This window comes from Streptomyces omiyaensis (genome assembly GCF_014650895.1).
GTDB classification, from domain to species: Bacteria; Actinomycetota; Actinomycetes; order Streptomycetales; family Streptomycetaceae; genus Streptomyces; species Streptomyces omiyaensis.
Map to the genome: position 1 here is coordinate 466,820 of NZ_BMVV01000001.1, position 14,264 is coordinate 481,083.

The 14,264-nt window shown below is 75.6% G+C and carries 15 protein-coding genes and 1 riboswitch; of the genes, 8 read left to right on the plus strand and 7 right to left on the minus strand.

Annotated features, from left to right (window positions below; genetic code table 11):
• Window positions 1-185 precede the first annotated feature (185 nt).
• Window positions 186-689 (minus strand): carboxymuconolactone decarboxylase family protein, encoded by a 504-nt coding sequence (locus IE287_RS02260; RefSeq protein ID WP_189847123.1) that lies wholly within the window; start codon window positions 687-689, stop codon window positions 186-188.
• Between the two features lie 46 nt (window positions 690-735).
• Here IE287_RS02260 and pdxR point away from each other — a divergent pair, with 46 nt between their 5' ends.
• The 3 genes from pdxR to IE287_RS02275 all read left to right on the plus strand — a co-directional run bounded on the left by pdxR (window position 736) and on the right by IE287_RS02275 (window position 4,274).
• Complete coding sequence (pdxR, locus tag IE287_RS02265; RefSeq protein ID WP_189847124.1) at window positions 736-2,280, plus strand: MocR-like pyridoxine biosynthesis transcription factor PdxR; 1,545 nt, start codon at window positions 736-738, stop codon at window positions 2,278-2,280.
• A 177-nt stretch (window positions 2,281-2,457) separates the two neighbouring features.
• A complete protein-coding gene (sigJ, locus tag IE287_RS02270; protein ID WP_189847125.1) occupies window positions 2,458-3,438 on the plus strand; it encodes an RNA polymerase sigma factor SigJ in 981 nt (326 codons plus the stop codon).
• Between the two features lie 89 nt (window positions 3,439-3,527).
• Window positions 3,528-4,274, plus strand: a complete 747-nt coding sequence (locus IE287_RS02275; RefSeq protein ID WP_189847126.1) for an SDR family oxidoreductase — start codon at window positions 3,528-3,530, stop codon at window positions 4,272-4,274.
• Window positions 4,275-4,305: 31 nt separating this feature from the next.
• On the opposite strand, the gene IE287_RS02280 is transcribed toward IE287_RS02275, so the two are convergent.
• Entirely contained in the window at window positions 4,306-5,118 is an 813-nt protein-coding gene (locus tag IE287_RS02280) for a hypothetical protein (protein WP_189847127.1), read from the minus strand.
• A 148-nt stretch (window positions 5,119-5,266) separates the two neighbouring features.
• Here IE287_RS02280 and IE287_RS02285 point away from each other — a divergent pair, with 148 nt between their 5' ends.
• Both IE287_RS02285 and IE287_RS02290 read left to right on the plus strand, forming a co-directional pair.
• The gene (locus tag IE287_RS02285; protein ID WP_189847128.1) at window positions 5,267-5,578 is read left to right on the plus strand and encodes a hypothetical protein; all 312 of its coding nucleotides are present in this window, start codon (window positions 5,267-5,269) and stop codon (window positions 5,576-5,578) included.
• 18 nt (window positions 5,579-5,596) lie between these two features.
• Window positions 5,597-6,778: a glutathionylspermidine synthase family protein gene (locus IE287_RS02290; RefSeq protein ID WP_189847129.1), complete on the plus strand. Its 1,182-nt coding sequence runs from the start codon at window positions 5,597-5,599 to the stop codon at window positions 6,776-6,778.
• Between the two features lie 16 nt (window positions 6,779-6,794).
• On the opposite strand, the gene IE287_RS39045 is transcribed toward IE287_RS02290, so the two are convergent.
• Window positions 6,795-7,490 carry a polysaccharide deacetylase family protein gene (locus tag IE287_RS39045; protein ID WP_189847130.1) on the minus strand — a complete coding sequence of 232 codons (696 nt, stop codon included), beginning with the start codon at window positions 7,488-7,490 and terminating at the stop codon, window positions 6,795-6,797.
• A 91-nt stretch (window positions 7,491-7,581) separates the two neighbouring features.
• Complete coding sequence (gene rocD, locus IE287_RS02300; RefSeq protein WP_189847131.1) at window positions 7,582-8,787, minus strand: ornithine--oxo-acid transaminase; 1,206 nt, start codon at window positions 8,785-8,787, stop codon at window positions 7,582-7,584.
• Window positions 8,788-8,893: 106 nt separating this feature from the next.
• Window positions 8,894-8,984: riboswitch (ZMP/ZTP riboswitch) on the plus strand.
• Window positions 8,985-9,047: 63 nt separating this feature from the next.
• Between rocD and glyA the strand changes: the two genes are divergently transcribed.
• Window positions 9,048-10,325, plus strand: a complete 1,278-nt coding sequence (gene glyA / locus IE287_RS02305) for a serine hydroxymethyltransferase (RefSeq protein ID WP_189847132.1) — start codon at window positions 9,048-9,050, stop codon at window positions 10,323-10,325.
• Window positions 10,326-10,336: 11 nt separating this feature from the next.
• On the opposite strand, the gene IE287_RS02310 is transcribed toward glyA, so the two are convergent.
• Window positions 10,337-11,125, minus strand: coding sequence for a hypothetical protein (locus IE287_RS02310; protein WP_189847133.1), 789 nt, complete (start codon window positions 11,123-11,125; stop codon window positions 10,337-10,339).
• Window positions 11,118-11,720, minus strand: a complete 603-nt coding sequence (locus tag IE287_RS02315; RefSeq protein WP_189847134.1) for an RNA polymerase sigma factor — start codon at window positions 11,718-11,720, stop codon at window positions 11,118-11,120. The genes IE287_RS02310 and IE287_RS02315 overlap by 8 nt, the downstream gene beginning before the upstream one ends.
• Window positions 11,721-11,776: 56 nt before the next feature.
• Between IE287_RS02315 and trpS the strand changes: the two genes are divergently transcribed.
• Together trpS and IE287_RS02325 are read left to right on the plus strand one after the other, a co-directional pair.
• Window positions 11,777-12,793, plus strand: coding sequence for a tryptophan--tRNA ligase (gene trpS / locus IE287_RS02320; RefSeq protein WP_189847135.1), 1,017 nt, complete (start codon window positions 11,777-11,779; stop codon window positions 12,791-12,793).
• Window positions 12,794-12,897: 104 nt separating this feature from the next.
• Window positions 12,898-13,488 (plus strand): 2'-5' RNA ligase family protein, encoded by a 591-nt coding sequence (locus IE287_RS02325; protein WP_189847136.1) that lies wholly within the window; start codon window positions 12,898-12,900, stop codon window positions 13,486-13,488.
• Between the two features lie 16 nt (window positions 13,489-13,504).
• On the opposite strand, the gene dprE2 is transcribed toward IE287_RS02325, so the two are convergent.
• On the minus strand, window positions 13,505-14,260 hold the full coding sequence (gene dprE2, locus IE287_RS02330; protein ID WP_189847137.1) for a decaprenylphospho-beta-D-erythro-pentofuranosid-2-ulose 2-reductase: 756 nt from the start codon (window positions 14,258-14,260) through the stop codon (window positions 13,505-13,507).
• Window positions 14,261-14,264: the final 4 nt, after the last annotated feature.

Genomic DNA, 14,264 nt, shown 5'->3' on the forward strand with positions numbered 1-14,264 from the left:
ACGGAGTCCGGCGCAGCTCTCCGAAGCCGGTGAGGCCCTCCGGGGCCGAGCCGTGCGAGGGGAGCGTCGGGAACCACCGCGCGACGCGGTCCGCGAGCCCGGCCCCGCCCGGGCCGCGCACCCGGCGCACGCGTGACGGAGCCCCCGGTCCTCCCGGCCGGGGGCTCCGTCCGTTCCTCCGCGGGTCAGCGGGAGCGCGGGGTGTAGTGCCCCGGCACCATGCGGGTGGTGACGGCGATGCGGTTCCAGGAGTTGATCACGATGATCGCCGCGATCACCCGGGCCAGCTCGGCCTCCTCGAAGTGCTCGGCGGCCGCCGCGTACGCCTCGTCGGGGACGAAGCCGTCGGTGAGGACGGTGACGGCCTCGGTGAGGGCGATCGCCGCCAGCTCCCGCTCCGTGTAGAAGTGCCGGGACTCCTGCCAGGCGGCGAGCTGCACGACCCGCTCGACGGTCTCGCCCTCGGCCAGGGCGTCCTTGGTGTGCATGTCGAGGCAGAACGCGCAGTGGTTGATCTGCGAGGCCCGGATCTTGATCAGGTGGTAGAGGGCCGGGTCCACGCCCTTGGCGGCCTCCTGCTCCAGCCGGAGCATCGCCCGGTAGAACTCGGGCGCCTGCTCGGCGAGGTTCATGCGGGGCGCGTGCTCGTGGGCGAGGACCGGGGCGGGGGGGTTCACGGTGGTGGTCATGAAGCCACCGTACGGAGTGGATGGCATGCCGCTATGGTCCATTCCCATGGGGAACGACTGGGCCACTTTCGGCGCCGACCTCCACCTGGAGCCCCGCGGCCCCCGGCTGCGGGCCGGCCTCATGGACGCCCTGCGCGAGGCCGTGCGGGGCGGGCGGCTCGCGCCGGGCACCCGGCTGCCCTCCTCGCGCCAGCTCGCGGCGGACCTCGGGGTGGCCCGGAACACCGTCGCCGACGCCTACGCCGAACTGATTGCCGAAGGGTGGCTCACCGCCCGCCAGGGTTCCGGCACCCGGGTCGCCAGCCGCCCCGCCCCGCCGCCCGCCCCGGAGCCGGCCCGCGGCCCCGCCGGGAGCCCCCGCCCCCGGCCGGCCGCGGGGGCGCCCGCCCCGGGCGGCACCCCGTGGCGTCCGCCGGGCGGCGCCCCCGCCCGCGCCTCCCGGCGGCGGGCACCCGTCCCCGCGTACGACCTCAGGACAGGCGCCCCCGACCTCGCCTCCTTCCCGCGCGCCGCCTGGCTCAAGGCGTACCGGCGGGCGCTCACCGCCGCCCCCAACGAGGCCTTCGGGTACGGCGATCCGCGCGGCCGCGCCGAACTGCGCGCCGAACTCGCCGGATACCTGGCCCGCGCCCGGGGAGTCCACGCGCGGCCCGAACGGATCGTGGTCTGCGCGGGGTTCGCACACGGCCTGATGCTCCTCGGCCAGGTGCTGCGGGCGCGCGGCACCCGGGCGGTGGCGGTGGAGTCGTACGGACTCGGGCTGTACGCGGGGCTGCTGCGGAAGGCGGGCCTCGCCGCCCCCGCGCTGCCGTTCGACGAACGCGGCACCCGGGTCGACGCGTTGACGGGCGCGGAGCCGGGCGCGGTGCTGCTGACCGCCGCCCACCAGTTCCCGCTCGGCGGGGCCCTGCCGCCGGACCGGCGGACGGCCGTCGTCGACTGGGCGCGGTCGGCCGGCGGATTCGTCCTGGAGGACGACTACGACGGCGAGTTCCGCTACGACCGGCAGCCCGTCGGGGCGCTCCAGGGGCTGGCCCCCGACCGGGTGGTCCACATCGGCACCGCCAGCAAGTCCCTCGCGCCCGGGCTGCGGCTCGCCTGGATGGTGCTCCCGGAGGAGCTCGTCGACGAGGTGGCCGCGGCGAAGGGGGAGGTCGTGGACTGGATGTGCGGCACCCCCGACCAGCTCGCCCTCGCCGAGTGGCTCGCCTCGGGGGCGCACGACCGGCACGTGCGGGCCATGAGGCTGCGCTACCGGCGGCGCCGGGACGAACTCGTCGCCGCGCTCGCCGCGCACGCGCCCGGCGTCCGGGTCGGCGGCATCGCGGCGGGCCTGCACGCGGTCCTCTCGCTGCCGCCCGGCACCGAACAGGCGGCGCTGCGCTCCGCCGCCTGGCACGGCCTCGCGGTGCAGGGCCTCGGCCAGTTCCGGCACCCGGAGGCCGTCGGCGCCGCCCAGGACGGCCTCGTCGTCGGCTACGGCACCCCGCCGGACAGCGGCTGGCACGGCGCCCTCCAGGCCCTCTGCGGGGTCCTGGAGGGCCTCGGAGAGGGCACGGACGAGGCGGGGGAGGCCGACGGGGGCCGGTAAGGCGGGCGGGGCGGGCAGGGCGGGGGAGGACCGCGAGCCGGACGGCGGCCGGGCGGGCGGCACGGCGGGCGGAGGCGGCGGGGACGGCCGAGGCGCGGCACGGAGGGCAGGAGCGGCGGCCGGTGGGGGCGGCAGGGCCGGTGGGGCGGGCGGAGGCGCGTCTGGCAGGGTGGGGGCGTGAGGTCGCATCCCGCCCCCGACGGGCGCCCCGGGCCCGACGCGGAGGCCGCCGCGCGGGAGTTCACCGCCCACCGGCCCCGGCTCTTCGGGCTCGCCTACCGGATGCTGGGGTCCGCCGCGGAGGCCGAGGACGCCGTCCAGGACGCCTACCTGCGCTGGAACGGCACCGACCGGGACGCCGTCGTCCACCCCGGCGCCTGGCTCGCCAAGGTCGTCACCCACCTGTGCCTCAGCCGGCTCACCTCCGCCCGCGCCACGCGCGAGCGGTACACCGGGACCTGGCTGCCCGAGCCGGTCCTCTCGCCGGCGCCCGGCCTCCTCGGCGCGCCCGGCGCCGGCCCGTCGGAGGCCGCCGAATCCCGCGACGACGTCTCCACGGCCCTGCTCCTGCTCCTGGAACGGCTCACCCCCGCCGAGCGCGCGGTGTACGTGCTCCGCGAGGCCTTCGGCTATCCGCACCGGGAGATCGCCGGCGTTCTCGACCTCGGCGAGGCCCACTGCCGCCAGCTGTACGGCCGGGCCGCCCGGCGCGTCGCCGAGCCCCTCGGGGACGGGGTCGCCGCCCGCTTCGACGCGCCCGCGCCCGAGCGGCGCCGGGAGCTCGTCGAGTCCTTCGTCGCCGCCGCCAGGGACGGCGACCTCGCCGGCCTGGAGAGGATCCTCGCGCGCGACGTCGTCTGGTGGAGCGACGGCGGCGGCAGGGTCAGGGCGGCGCTCCGCCCCGTCCGGGGCCGCGACCACGTCCTCCGCTTCCTCGCCGGCGTCGCCCGCCGCACCGGGGAGGGCACCTCGCGCACGGTCGCCGGGGTCAACGGCGCTCCCGGGATCGTGGTCCACGTCGGCGGGCGGATCGTCGGCGTCGCTTCGGTGGCGGTCGGCGCGGACGGCCTGATCAACGAGGTGTGGTTCGTGTCGAACCCCGACAAACTGGTACACGCGACCCGGCGGTTCGCCACGTATCCGGAATCCGGCGCCTGAAACCGTCACATCCGGGGGGTTCCCCGGGGTCCGAGGGGGGAGACGGGCGCTCCACGGGGAGCGCCCGCGTCCGGAAGGAGCCCCGCGCGATGACGACGGCGAGGAAGACGATCCTGGTGACGGGAGCCACCGGCACCCTCGGAAGGCCGCTGTGCGCCCGCCTCGCCGCGGCCGGACACGAGGTCCGCGAGCTGAGCCGGAGCTCCCCCACCCATCCGGTGGACCTGCGGCGCGGCACCGGTCTCGACGCCGCCCTGGCGGGGGTCGACACCGTGGTGCACTGCGCGTCCAGTCCGCGCGGCGGCGACGAGGAGGCGGCCCGGCGGCTGATCGCGGCGGCCCGCCGGGCCGGGGTCCGCCACCTCGTCCAGATCTCGATCGTCGGCGTCGACCGGGTCCCGCTGCCCTACTACCGCGCCAAGCTCGCGGTGGAACGGCTCGTCGAGGAGTCCGGGATCGGCTGGACGGTGCTGCGGGCCACCCAGTTCCACGACCTGGTCCTGAAGGTCCTCGCCGCCGCGGCCCGGGTGCCGCTCGTCATGCCGGTGCCGGCGGGCGTCCCGGACCAGCCGGTCGACGTGGGCGAGGTCGCCGACCGGCTCGCGGAGCTCGCCGAGGGGGAGCCGGCGGGACGCGTGCCCGACCTCGGCGGGCCGGAGGCCGTCCCCTTCGCGGACCTGGCCCGCGCCTACCTCGCGGCCACGGGCCGCCGGCGTCGCGTCCTGCCGGTCCGGCTCCCCGGCCGCACCTTCCGCGCGTTCGCCGCGGGCGGCCACCTGACCTCCGCCGGCGCCACCCTCGCCACCCGTCCCTTCTCCGCCCGCCTCCGCCCCTGACCCCGGCCCGCGCCCGCCCCCCCCGCCGCGGCTACCGGGCCGCCGGGGGGTCGCCGAAGCGGGCGAGGGCGAGGGAGGCGGCCACGGCGAGCGCGAAGCCGGCGAGGGCCAGCCAGTCGAGGCCCTCCCGGGTGCGGTCGCCGAGCCAGACGACGCCCGCCGCCGCGGGGCCGAGGGTCTCGCCGAGGACCATGCCCGCCGTCGCCGTCGTCACGGAGCCCCGCTGGAAGGCCGAGGTGAGCAGCAGGAAGGCCGCCCCGCCGCCGAGCAGCAGGGCCCACAGCGCGGGATCGGCGAGGTCGACGCCGTCGAGGAGGCGCACCGCCACCTCGACCACCCCGAAGCCGATCCCGGAGCCGAGGCCCAGGACCAGCGCGCGGGACCGGTCCGGCAGCCGGCCCGCCGCCGCGCCGAGCAGCAGCACCCCCGCCGCGATCCCGAGCAGCGCCCAGGGCAGGGCGTCGGGGCCGGTCCGGTGGCCCTCCCGGCCCGCCGCCAGGGCCAGCATGGCGAGCCCCGCGCAGACCGCCGCGACCGCGCCCCACTCGATCCCGCTCAGCCGCGCCCCGAGCATCCGGGAGGCCAGCGCCGCCGTGACGGCGAGGCTCGCGGCGAGCGCGGCGCCGACCGCGTACAGGGGGAGCGTGCGCAGGGCGACGACCTCCAGGGCGAAGCCGAGGCCGTCGAGCCCGAGGCCGACGACGTACCGCCACTGCCGCAGCGCCCGCCACAGCAGCCCGACGTCCACCCCGCTGCCCGTGCCGGGTTCCGCCGCCCGGGCGGCGGCGGCCTGGAAGACGGTGGCCGCGCCGAAGCAGAGGGCCGATCCGAGCGCGCAAACCATACCGAAGAGCACATAGGGACTCTAGGCGCCGAGGCCGGAAAGCGGCGGCCTACACTGTGCGGTCGCGAGGCCCGCGGTCATACGAACGGCCGCGCGCAGGCGCCGTCGCACACGAGGGTGCGCGGCCACGCGAAGGGGAGGGCGAGACATGCGGAGGCTCAGGTCGAGCACGGTGGTGCTCGGCGGTATGGGCGTGCTCGCGGCGACGATCACCGCCTGCGGCGCCGAACCCGACCGCCGGTGCGCGGACCCGGTGACGCTGGAGGAGCTGCCGGGCTACCGGTGCGAGACCGGCGGTTCGGGCGACGACGACGATGACGACAACGGCTCGACCACCCGCGGCGCCTACTACTACGGCGGCTCCGTCAGCAACGCGCGGGTGTCCGGCGGCAGCTTCGACCGGAAGGCCGTCGACACCGGCGGCTTCGGCTGCTCGTCCTCCGGGTCGAGCGGCGGCTGAGGCGGGCGGACCGGCACCGTGGAACGGCACACCATCGAGCCCCGTCCGGGCTGGCAGGAGACGGTCGAGGAGCAGGGGCTCGTCTATCCGCTGACCCGCTACCCGGACGGGTCGCTGCGCCCGTACTGGGACGAGAGCGCGTACTACTCCTTCACGCTGCCCGAGGTCGAGGCGCTGGAGGAGGTCGTCGAGGAGCTGCACGCCATGTGCCTCGCGGCGGCCGCGCACATCGTCGAGCGGGATCGTTTCGCCGACCTCGGGATCACCGATCCGAGGATCGCCGGACGGGTCGCCGAGTCCTGGCGGCGGCGTGCCGAACTGCCCTCCCTCTACGCCCGCTTCGACCTCGTCTACGACGGCACCGGCCCGGCGAAGATGCTGGAGTACAACGCGGACACCCCGACCTCCCTGGTGGAGGCGGCGAGCCCGCAGTGGTTCTGGATGGAGGAGCGCTTCCCCGGAGCCGACCAGTGGAACTCGCTCCACGAGCGCCTGGTCGACGCCTGGAGGCGGCAGGCGCCGCTGCTGCCGCCCGGCCCGGTCCACTTCGCCCACTCCGAGACGGACGAGCTCGGCGAGGACCTGATGACGGTCGCGTACCTCCGGGAGACCGCCGAGCAGGCCGGGCTCGCCACCGAGGCGCTCTCCGTGGAGCGGATCGGCTGGGACCGGCTCTCCCGCCGCTTCGTCGACGAGAAGCTGCGCTTCATCCGCAGCTGCTTCAAGCTCTACCCGTGGGAGTGGCTGGTCACCGACCGCTTCGGGAAGCACGTCCTGTCCACCCTGGACAACGGCGGCGGCTCCGGCACCACCTGCTGGATCGAGCCCGCCTGGAAGATGCTGCTCTCCAACAAGGCGCTGCTCGCGATCCTCTGGGAGCTCTACCCCGGCCACCCCAACCTGCTGCCCGCCTACCTCGACGGGCCGCGCGAGCTGGCGACGACCACCGGCTGGGCGGCCAAGCCGCTGCTCGGCCGGGAGGGCGCCGGCGTCACCCTGCACGAGCCCGGCGGCGAGCCCGTCGTCCGCGACGAGCCCTGCTGCTACCAGGGCCTGGCGCCGCTGCCCGACTTCGACGGCAACCGCACCCTGCTGGGCGCCTGGGTGGTCGAGGACGAGGCGGCGGGGCTCGGGATCCGTGAGTCGGCGGGCCCCGTCACCGACGAGTACGCCCGCTTCCTCCCGCACGTCATCCTCTGACCTCCGGTCCCGGCGCCTACTCCGGGACGTACTCCCGCAGCGGCGCCGGCCTCAGGCCGGCCGCCTCGGCGAGCGCCAGGGCCCGCTCCAGGTCCTGCTCCAGCGTCTCGTTGAAGTGCAGCAGGATGATGTCGCCGGCCTTCAGGGACGGCGTCGGCGGGGTCCACTGGCCCCAGGTGGTCAGGTCGTGCGTCCACGTCACCACGGCCTTCGCCCCGCAGGCGCGGGCGGCGGTCCGGGTGGTGGCGTCGTACGCCCCGTAGGGCGGGCGCAGCAGCCGCGGCCCGTCGCCGAACTCCGCGAGGTGCGCGTCCCGGGCCCCGCAGACCTCGGCCTTCTGGCCGGCCGCGTCGAGCGTGGTGAGGTCCGGATGGCCGACCGTGTGGTTCTCGATCCGCACCCGCCCGTGGTCGAGCAGCCGGTGGAAGTAGCCGGAGTCGTACGAGTACGCCCCCGGGAGCAGGAAGAGCGAGGCGGGCACCCGGCGGTCGAGCAGCAGCCGCGCCGCGGCCGGGTCGTGGAACCAGCCGTCGTCGATGGTGAGGAAGACGACCGGGTCGGTGGTCTCGACCCGGGAGACCACGGGTGCGGGCTCGGGCCAGGCCGCCCGCGGGGCGGCGTGCGCGGGACCGCCGACGGCCCCCAGGAGGGTGAGCGGGACGAGGGCGGCGAGCGCGCCCCGCACGGCGTGACGCAGACGGAGTCTCGGCATGGCGGCATCATTGGCCTAGACCAACTCCGGTGTCAATGGCCGGAGTTGCCCCGGGGCGGCGGACCCGCCGCCGCCCCGGAAGCGGACCCGGTCAGTCCGAGAGGACCGCCCGCAGCTGCTCCAGGCCCCAGTCCAGGTCCTCCTTCGAGATCACCAGCGGCGGCGCGATCCGGATCGTCGAACCGTGGGTGTCCTTCACCAGCACCCCCCGCTCCATCAGCCGCTCCGAGATCCGCCGGCCCGTGCCCCGCGCCGGCGCGACGTCCACGCCCGCCCACAGGCCGCGGCCCCGCACCGCCTCCACCGCGCCGCCGCCCACGAGCAGCCCCAGCTCCGCGTGCAGGTGCTCGCCGAGCTCCGCCGCCCGCTGCTGGTACTCCCCGGTCCGCAGCATCGCGATCACCTCCAGCGCCACCGCGCAGGCCAGCGGGTTCCCGCCGAAGGTCGAACCGTGCTCGCCCGGCCGGAACACGCCCAGCACGTCCGTGTCCGCGACCACCGCGGACACCGGCACGACCCCGCCGCCCAGCGCCTTGCCCAGGATGTACACGTCCGGGACCACGCCGTCGTGCTCGCAGGCGAAGGTCCGGCCCGTCCGGCCCAGGCCCGACTGGATCTCGTCCGCCATGAACAGCACGTTCCGCCGGGACGTCAGCTCCCGGGCCCCGCGCAGATAACCGGCAGGCGGCACGAGCACGCCCGCCTCGCCCTGGATCGGCTCCAGCAGCACCGCCACCGTGTTCTCGGTGACCGCCGCCTCCAGCGCCGTCAGGTCGCCGTACGGCACGATCTCGAAGCCCGGGGTGTACGGACCGAAGTGGTCCCGGGCGTCGTGGTCGGTCGAGAAGGAGACGATCGTCGTCGTCCGCCCGTGGAAGTTGTTCCCCGCGACCACGATCTTCGCGTGCCCGTCCGGCACGCCCTTCACCTCGTACCCCCACTTCCGGGCGGTCTTCACGGCCGTCTCGACCGCCTCCGCCCCGGTGTTCATCGGCAGCACCGCCTCCTTGCCGCACAGCTCCGCCAGCCGGGTGCAGAACTCGGCGAAACGGTCGTGGTGGAACGCCCGCGAGGTGAGCGTCACCCGGTCCAGCTGGGCCTTCGCCGCCTCGATCAGCCGGCGGTTGCCGTGCCCGAAGTTCAGCGCCGAATAGCCGGCGAGCATGTCGAGGAAGCGGCGCCCCTCGACATCGGTCATCCAGGCCCCCTCCGCGGAGGCGACGACGACGGGCAGGGGGTGGTAGTTGTGGGCGCTGTGCGCGTCCGAGGCAGCGATCTCGTCTTGCGTTCTCGACACGGGATCTCCGATCGTCCTGCGGCCGGGGTGTGTGGTGGCCCCTTCTTATCGTCGCTCGCATCCCGGACGGGGAAACCTCGCGCGACGACGCGCCCGTTACCCTGTCCCCACGCACGGCGACTGGCGTACGGGGAACCGACCCCGGGGGAGCCGCGCGCGCTCCACCACACGAGGTGCCGCTCGCCTGGGCATCACGGGACCGCCCCGCGTCCCGTGCGGCACCCGCCCCGGGACGCTCCGACGTACTCCCGGAGGAACACGTGACCACCCCGCAGCAGACCGCCGGCCACCCCGCGCTCGCCGCCGCCGACCCCGCCCTCGCCGCCCTCGTCTCCGCCGAGGAACGGCTCCAGGCCGACACCCTCCGCCTCATCCCGAGCGAGAACTACGTCTCCGCCGCCGTCCTCGAAGCCTCCGGCACCGTCCTCCAGAACAAGTACAGCGAGGGCTACCCCGGCCGCCGCTACTACGAGGGCCAGCAGGTCGTCGACCAGGTCGAGACCCTCGCCGTCGAGCGCGCCAAGGCCCTCTTCGGCGTCGCCCACGCCAACGTCCAGCCCTACTCCGGCTCCCCGGCCAACCTCGCCGTCCACCTCGCCTTCGCGCAGCCCGGCGACACCGTGATGGGCATGGCGCTGCCCATGGGCGGCCACCTCACCCACGGCTGGGGCGTCTCCGCCACCGGCACCTGGTTCCGCGGCGTCCAGTACGGCGTCCGCCGGGACACCGGCCTCATCGACTACGACCAGGTCCGCGAGCTCGCCCTCGCCGAACGCCCCAAGGTGCTCTTCTGCGGCGGCACCGCGCTGCCCCGCACCATCGACTTCGCCGCCTTCGGGGAGATCGCCCGCGAGGCCGGCGCCGTCCTCGTCGCCGACGTCGCCCACATCGCCGGTCTGATCGCCGGCGGCGCCCACCCCTCCCCGGTGGGGCACGTGGACGTCGTCTCGACCACCACCCACAAGACCCTCCGCGGCCCGCGCGGCGCCATGCTCATGTCCACCGAGGAGCACGCCAAGGCCCTCGACAAGGCGGTCTTCCCCGGCCTCCAGGGCGGCCCGCACAACCAGACCACCGCCGCCATCGCCGTCGCCCTCCACGAGGCCTCCCAGCCCTCCTTCCGGGAGTACGCCCACACCGTCGTCGCCAACGCCGCGGCCCTCGCCGAAGCCCTCCTCGCCCGCGGCTTCGACCTGGTCTCCGGCGGCACCGACAACCACCTGATCCTCATGGACCTCACCCCCAAGCAGGTCCCCGGCAAGACCGCGGCCAAGGCCCTCGACCGCGCCGGCATCGTCGTCAACCACAACACCGTCCCCTACGACACCCGGAAGCCCTTCGACCCCTCGGGCATCCGCATCGGCACCCCCTCCCTCACCTCCCGCGGCCTCACCCCCGCCCACATGGAGCAGGTCGCCGACTGGATCGACCTCGCCGTCACCGCCGCCGCGTCCGCGGACGAGGACACCCTCACCAAGGTCCGCGGCGAGGTCGCCGAGCTGATGGCCGCCCACCCGGCCCCGGGCCTGCCCGCCTGACCCCCGGCCGGCTACCGGACGGAGGCCGCCACCCGCAGCGCCTCCGCCCGGTCCGGTATCCCCTCCAGCCGGAGCGTCAGCCCCGCCGACGGGCGGACCCACAGCAGCGTCGGCCCCGCCGTCCGCACCTCCTGCCGCCACCGGCCCTCGACCGAGGAGAGCGGGAAGGCCAGCCGGTGGGGCTCGGCGAACCAGTACGCCGCCGTCCCGTCCGCCAGCGCCACCGGCTCCGGCTGCACCCGGACCTCCTTCACGAAGCCCGGGTCCAGCGTGCCGGGGAACACGTCCAGCCGGACCGCCGCCCCGGCCGCCGACCGCCAGCAGACGCCGGCCACCGCCGTCGGCGCCCGCCCCGTCACCGACGCGACCGCCCCGGCCACCCCCTCCGGCAGCGGCGGCGCGAACCCCGCCCGCCGGGCCGCCTCCGCCACCGGCACCGCGTCCGGGCACCCCGGAACCTCCGCCGCCGCCACCGGCGGCGCCCCCGGCGCGTACTCCACCACGACCCCGCCGACGCCCAGCCACTCCACCACCGCGGCCCGCACCGGCGGCGTCAGCACCGCCACCACCAGCACCCCCGACAGCGCCGCGAGCAGGGCCCGCCACCTCCGCCGCAGCCACCCCCACGGCTCCGGCTCCTCCTCGACCACCGGCGCCGGCACGTGCTCGGCCAGGATCCGGGCGAGCACCCGCTCGGCCATCGACTCGCCGTCCACCTCCGGCACCCGCAGCGACCGCCCCAGCTCCCGCAGCTCCTCCGGCAGCCCCCCGGACCCCGCCGGCCCCTCGTCCTCACGCACGCTCCCCACCTCCCTTCGCCTCCCGCGCCCCCATCGCCAGCCCCAGCTTCCTCAGCGCCCGGCTCAGCCGCGACTTCACCGTCCCCCGCGGCCACCCCAGGGCCTCGGCCGTCTCCGCCTCGTCCAGCTCCAGCAGATAGCGGTGCACCACCACCCGCCGGTGCTCCTCCGGCAGCCCGTCCAGCGCCGCCCACAGCCGCCGGCGCCGCTCGCCGTCCACCACCGCCACCGCCGGGTCCGCCGACTCCGGTATCAGCGGCTCGCCCGCGAGCAGCTCCGCCTCCCGGCCCGCCACCGCCCGCTGCCGGCCCGCCGAACGCAGTGTGTTCCTCGTCTCATTGGCCACGATGCTCAGCAGCCACGGCCGGAAGGACGCCCCCTCCCGGAAACTCCCCAGCGAGCGGTACGCCTTGAAGAACGCCGCCTGCACCACGTCCTCGGCCTCCGCACCCGCCCCGCACGCCACCGCCGCCCGCAGCGCCACCGCCGTGTGCGCGCGGACCAGCTCCGCGTACGCCTCCGGCTCTCCGGCGCGCACCCGGGCGATCACGGCGCTCTCGTCGACGACGGCCGAGCCCCCCTCCCGTGTCCTCACACTCTTGGTACACCGGCAGTCGGGGATCGGTTCCCACACCTGAGAGAATGATGTGCATGGCCTCTGATGCACGTCCCCGCGCGCTCTCCGGAATCCAGCCCACCGCGGGCTCGTTCCACCTCGGCAACTACCTCGGTGCGATCCGGCAGTACGTCGCGCTCCAGGAGACCCACGACGCCTTCTACATGGTCGTCGACCTGCACGCCATCACGGTCCCCCAGGACCCGGCCGAGCTCCGTGCCAACACCCGTCTCGCCGCCGCGCAGCTCCTCGCCGCCGGCCTCGACCCGGAGCGCTGCACCCTCTTCATCCAGAGCCACGTCCCCGAGCACGCGCAGCTCGGCTGGGTCATGAACTGCCTCACCGGCTTCGGCGAGGCCTCCCGCATGACCCAGTTCAAGGACAAGTCCGCCAAGCAGGGCGCCGACCGCGCCACGGTCGGCCTCTTCACCTACCCGATCCTCCAGGTCGCGGACATCCTGCTCTACCAGGCCACGCACGTCCCGGTCGGCGAGGACCAGCGCCAGCACATCGAGCTGACCCGCGACCTCGCGGAGCGCTTCAACGGCCGCTTCGGCGACACCTTCACCGTCCCGGCGCCGTACATCGTCAAGGAGACCGGGAAGATCTACGACCTCCAGGACCCGACGATCAAGATGAGCAAGTCGGCGTCCACGCCGAAGGGCCTCATCAACCTCCTGGACGACCCGAAGGTCACCGCCAAGAAGGTCAAGAGCGCCGTCACCGACACCGACACGGTGATCCGCTTCGACCCGGAGAACAAGGCCGGCGTCTCCAACCTGCTCACGATCATGTCCACCCTCACGGGCACCGGCATCGCGGAGCTGGAGAAGAGCTACGAGGGCAAGATGTACGGCGCCCTCAAGACCGACCTCGCCGAGGTCATGGTGGACTTCGTCACCCCCTTCCGGACCCGCACCCAGGAATACCTGGACGACCCGGAGACGCTGGACTCGGTCCTGGCCAAGGGCGCGGAGAAGGCCCGCGCGGTCGCCGCCGAGACCCTGGCGCAGACCTACGAGAAGATCGGCTTCCTGCCCGCGAAGCACTGAGCCGGCACGGGGTCCGAGGACCCTGGCCATCAGGGTGGTGCAGGCCGCACACTGGCGGCTGCACCACCACACACCGACCGACCGAGACGACGGAGGAGAACGACGTGGGGACCGTAACGCTCGGCGTTTCGATCGCGGTCCCGGAGCCTCACGGCAGCCTGCTCCAGGAGCGGCGCGCGGGCTTCGGCGACCCCGCCGCGCACGCCATCCCCACCCACGTCACCCTCGTCCCGCCGACCGAGGTCGACCGGGACCGGCTGCCGGAGATCCAGGCGCACCTCGCCGCCGTCGCCGCCGACTGGCTCCCCTTCGCGATCCGGCTGAGCGGCACCGGCACCTTCCGGCCGCTCTCCCCGGTGGTCTTCGTCACCCTCGCCGAGGGCGTCGCCGGGTGCGACCTCCTCCAGGCCCGCCTCCGCGAGGAGGCCGGGCCGCTGGTCCGCGAGCTCCAGTTCCCCTACCACCCGCACGTCACCGTCGCCCACGGCATCGACGAGGAGGCCATGGACCGGGCCCTCGCCGAGCTCGCCGGCTACGAGGCCGCCTGGACCTGCTCCTCCTTCGCCCTCTACGAGCAGGGCGCGGACGGCGTGTGGCGGAAGCTGTACGACTACGAGTTCGGCAGCGGCCGGCCCGTCTCCGCCGTCCCGGCCGTCCCGGCCCAGGGCGGCAGCCCGGTGGGCTCCGCCTCCTGAGCGGAGCCCGTACGGCTCACACCGGCAGCCGCCGGTGCAGGGGCCGGGGCACGTGCCGCAGCGCCGAGGCCACGAGCCGCAGCGGACCCGGCACCCACACCGTCTCCGAGCGGCGCCGCAGCCCCAGCTCGATCGCGCCCGCCACCGCCTCCGGGGTCGTCGCCGTCGGCCCCCCGGGCCGCCCCGCCGTCCCCGGCCGGCGCACGGCACCCGGCCGCACCACCATCACGTGCACCCCCGTGCCGTACAGCGCGTCCCCCAGTCCCTGCGCGAAGACGTCGAGCCCCGCCTTGGACGAGCCGTAGATGAAGTCGGCCCGCCGCCCCCGCTCGCCCGCCACCGAGGAGAGCACCACCAGCGAGCCGTGCCCCTGCGCCTGGAGCGCCGCAGCGCACACCAGCGCCGCCGAGACGGCGCCCGTGTAGTTGGTCTGCGCGACCCGGACCGCCGCCGCCGGATCGGCCTCGTCGCGCGTCTGGTCGCCGGGGATCCCGAAGGCGAGCAGCACCAGATCGACGTCGCCCTCCGCGAAGACCCGCCCGAGCCGCTCCGCGTGCGCGTCGGTGTCGAGCGCGTCGAAGGGCACGACGCGGACCTCCGCCCCCAGCGCGCGCAGCGACCCGGCGGCCGCGGCCAGTTCGGGGGAGGGGCGGCCGGCCAGCCAGACCGTGCGGGTGCGGCGGGCGATCAGCCGCCGCGCGGTGGCGAGGCCGATGGCGGACGTGCCGCCGAGCAGCAGCAGGGACTGAGGGGCACCGAAGGCGTCCTTCACGACA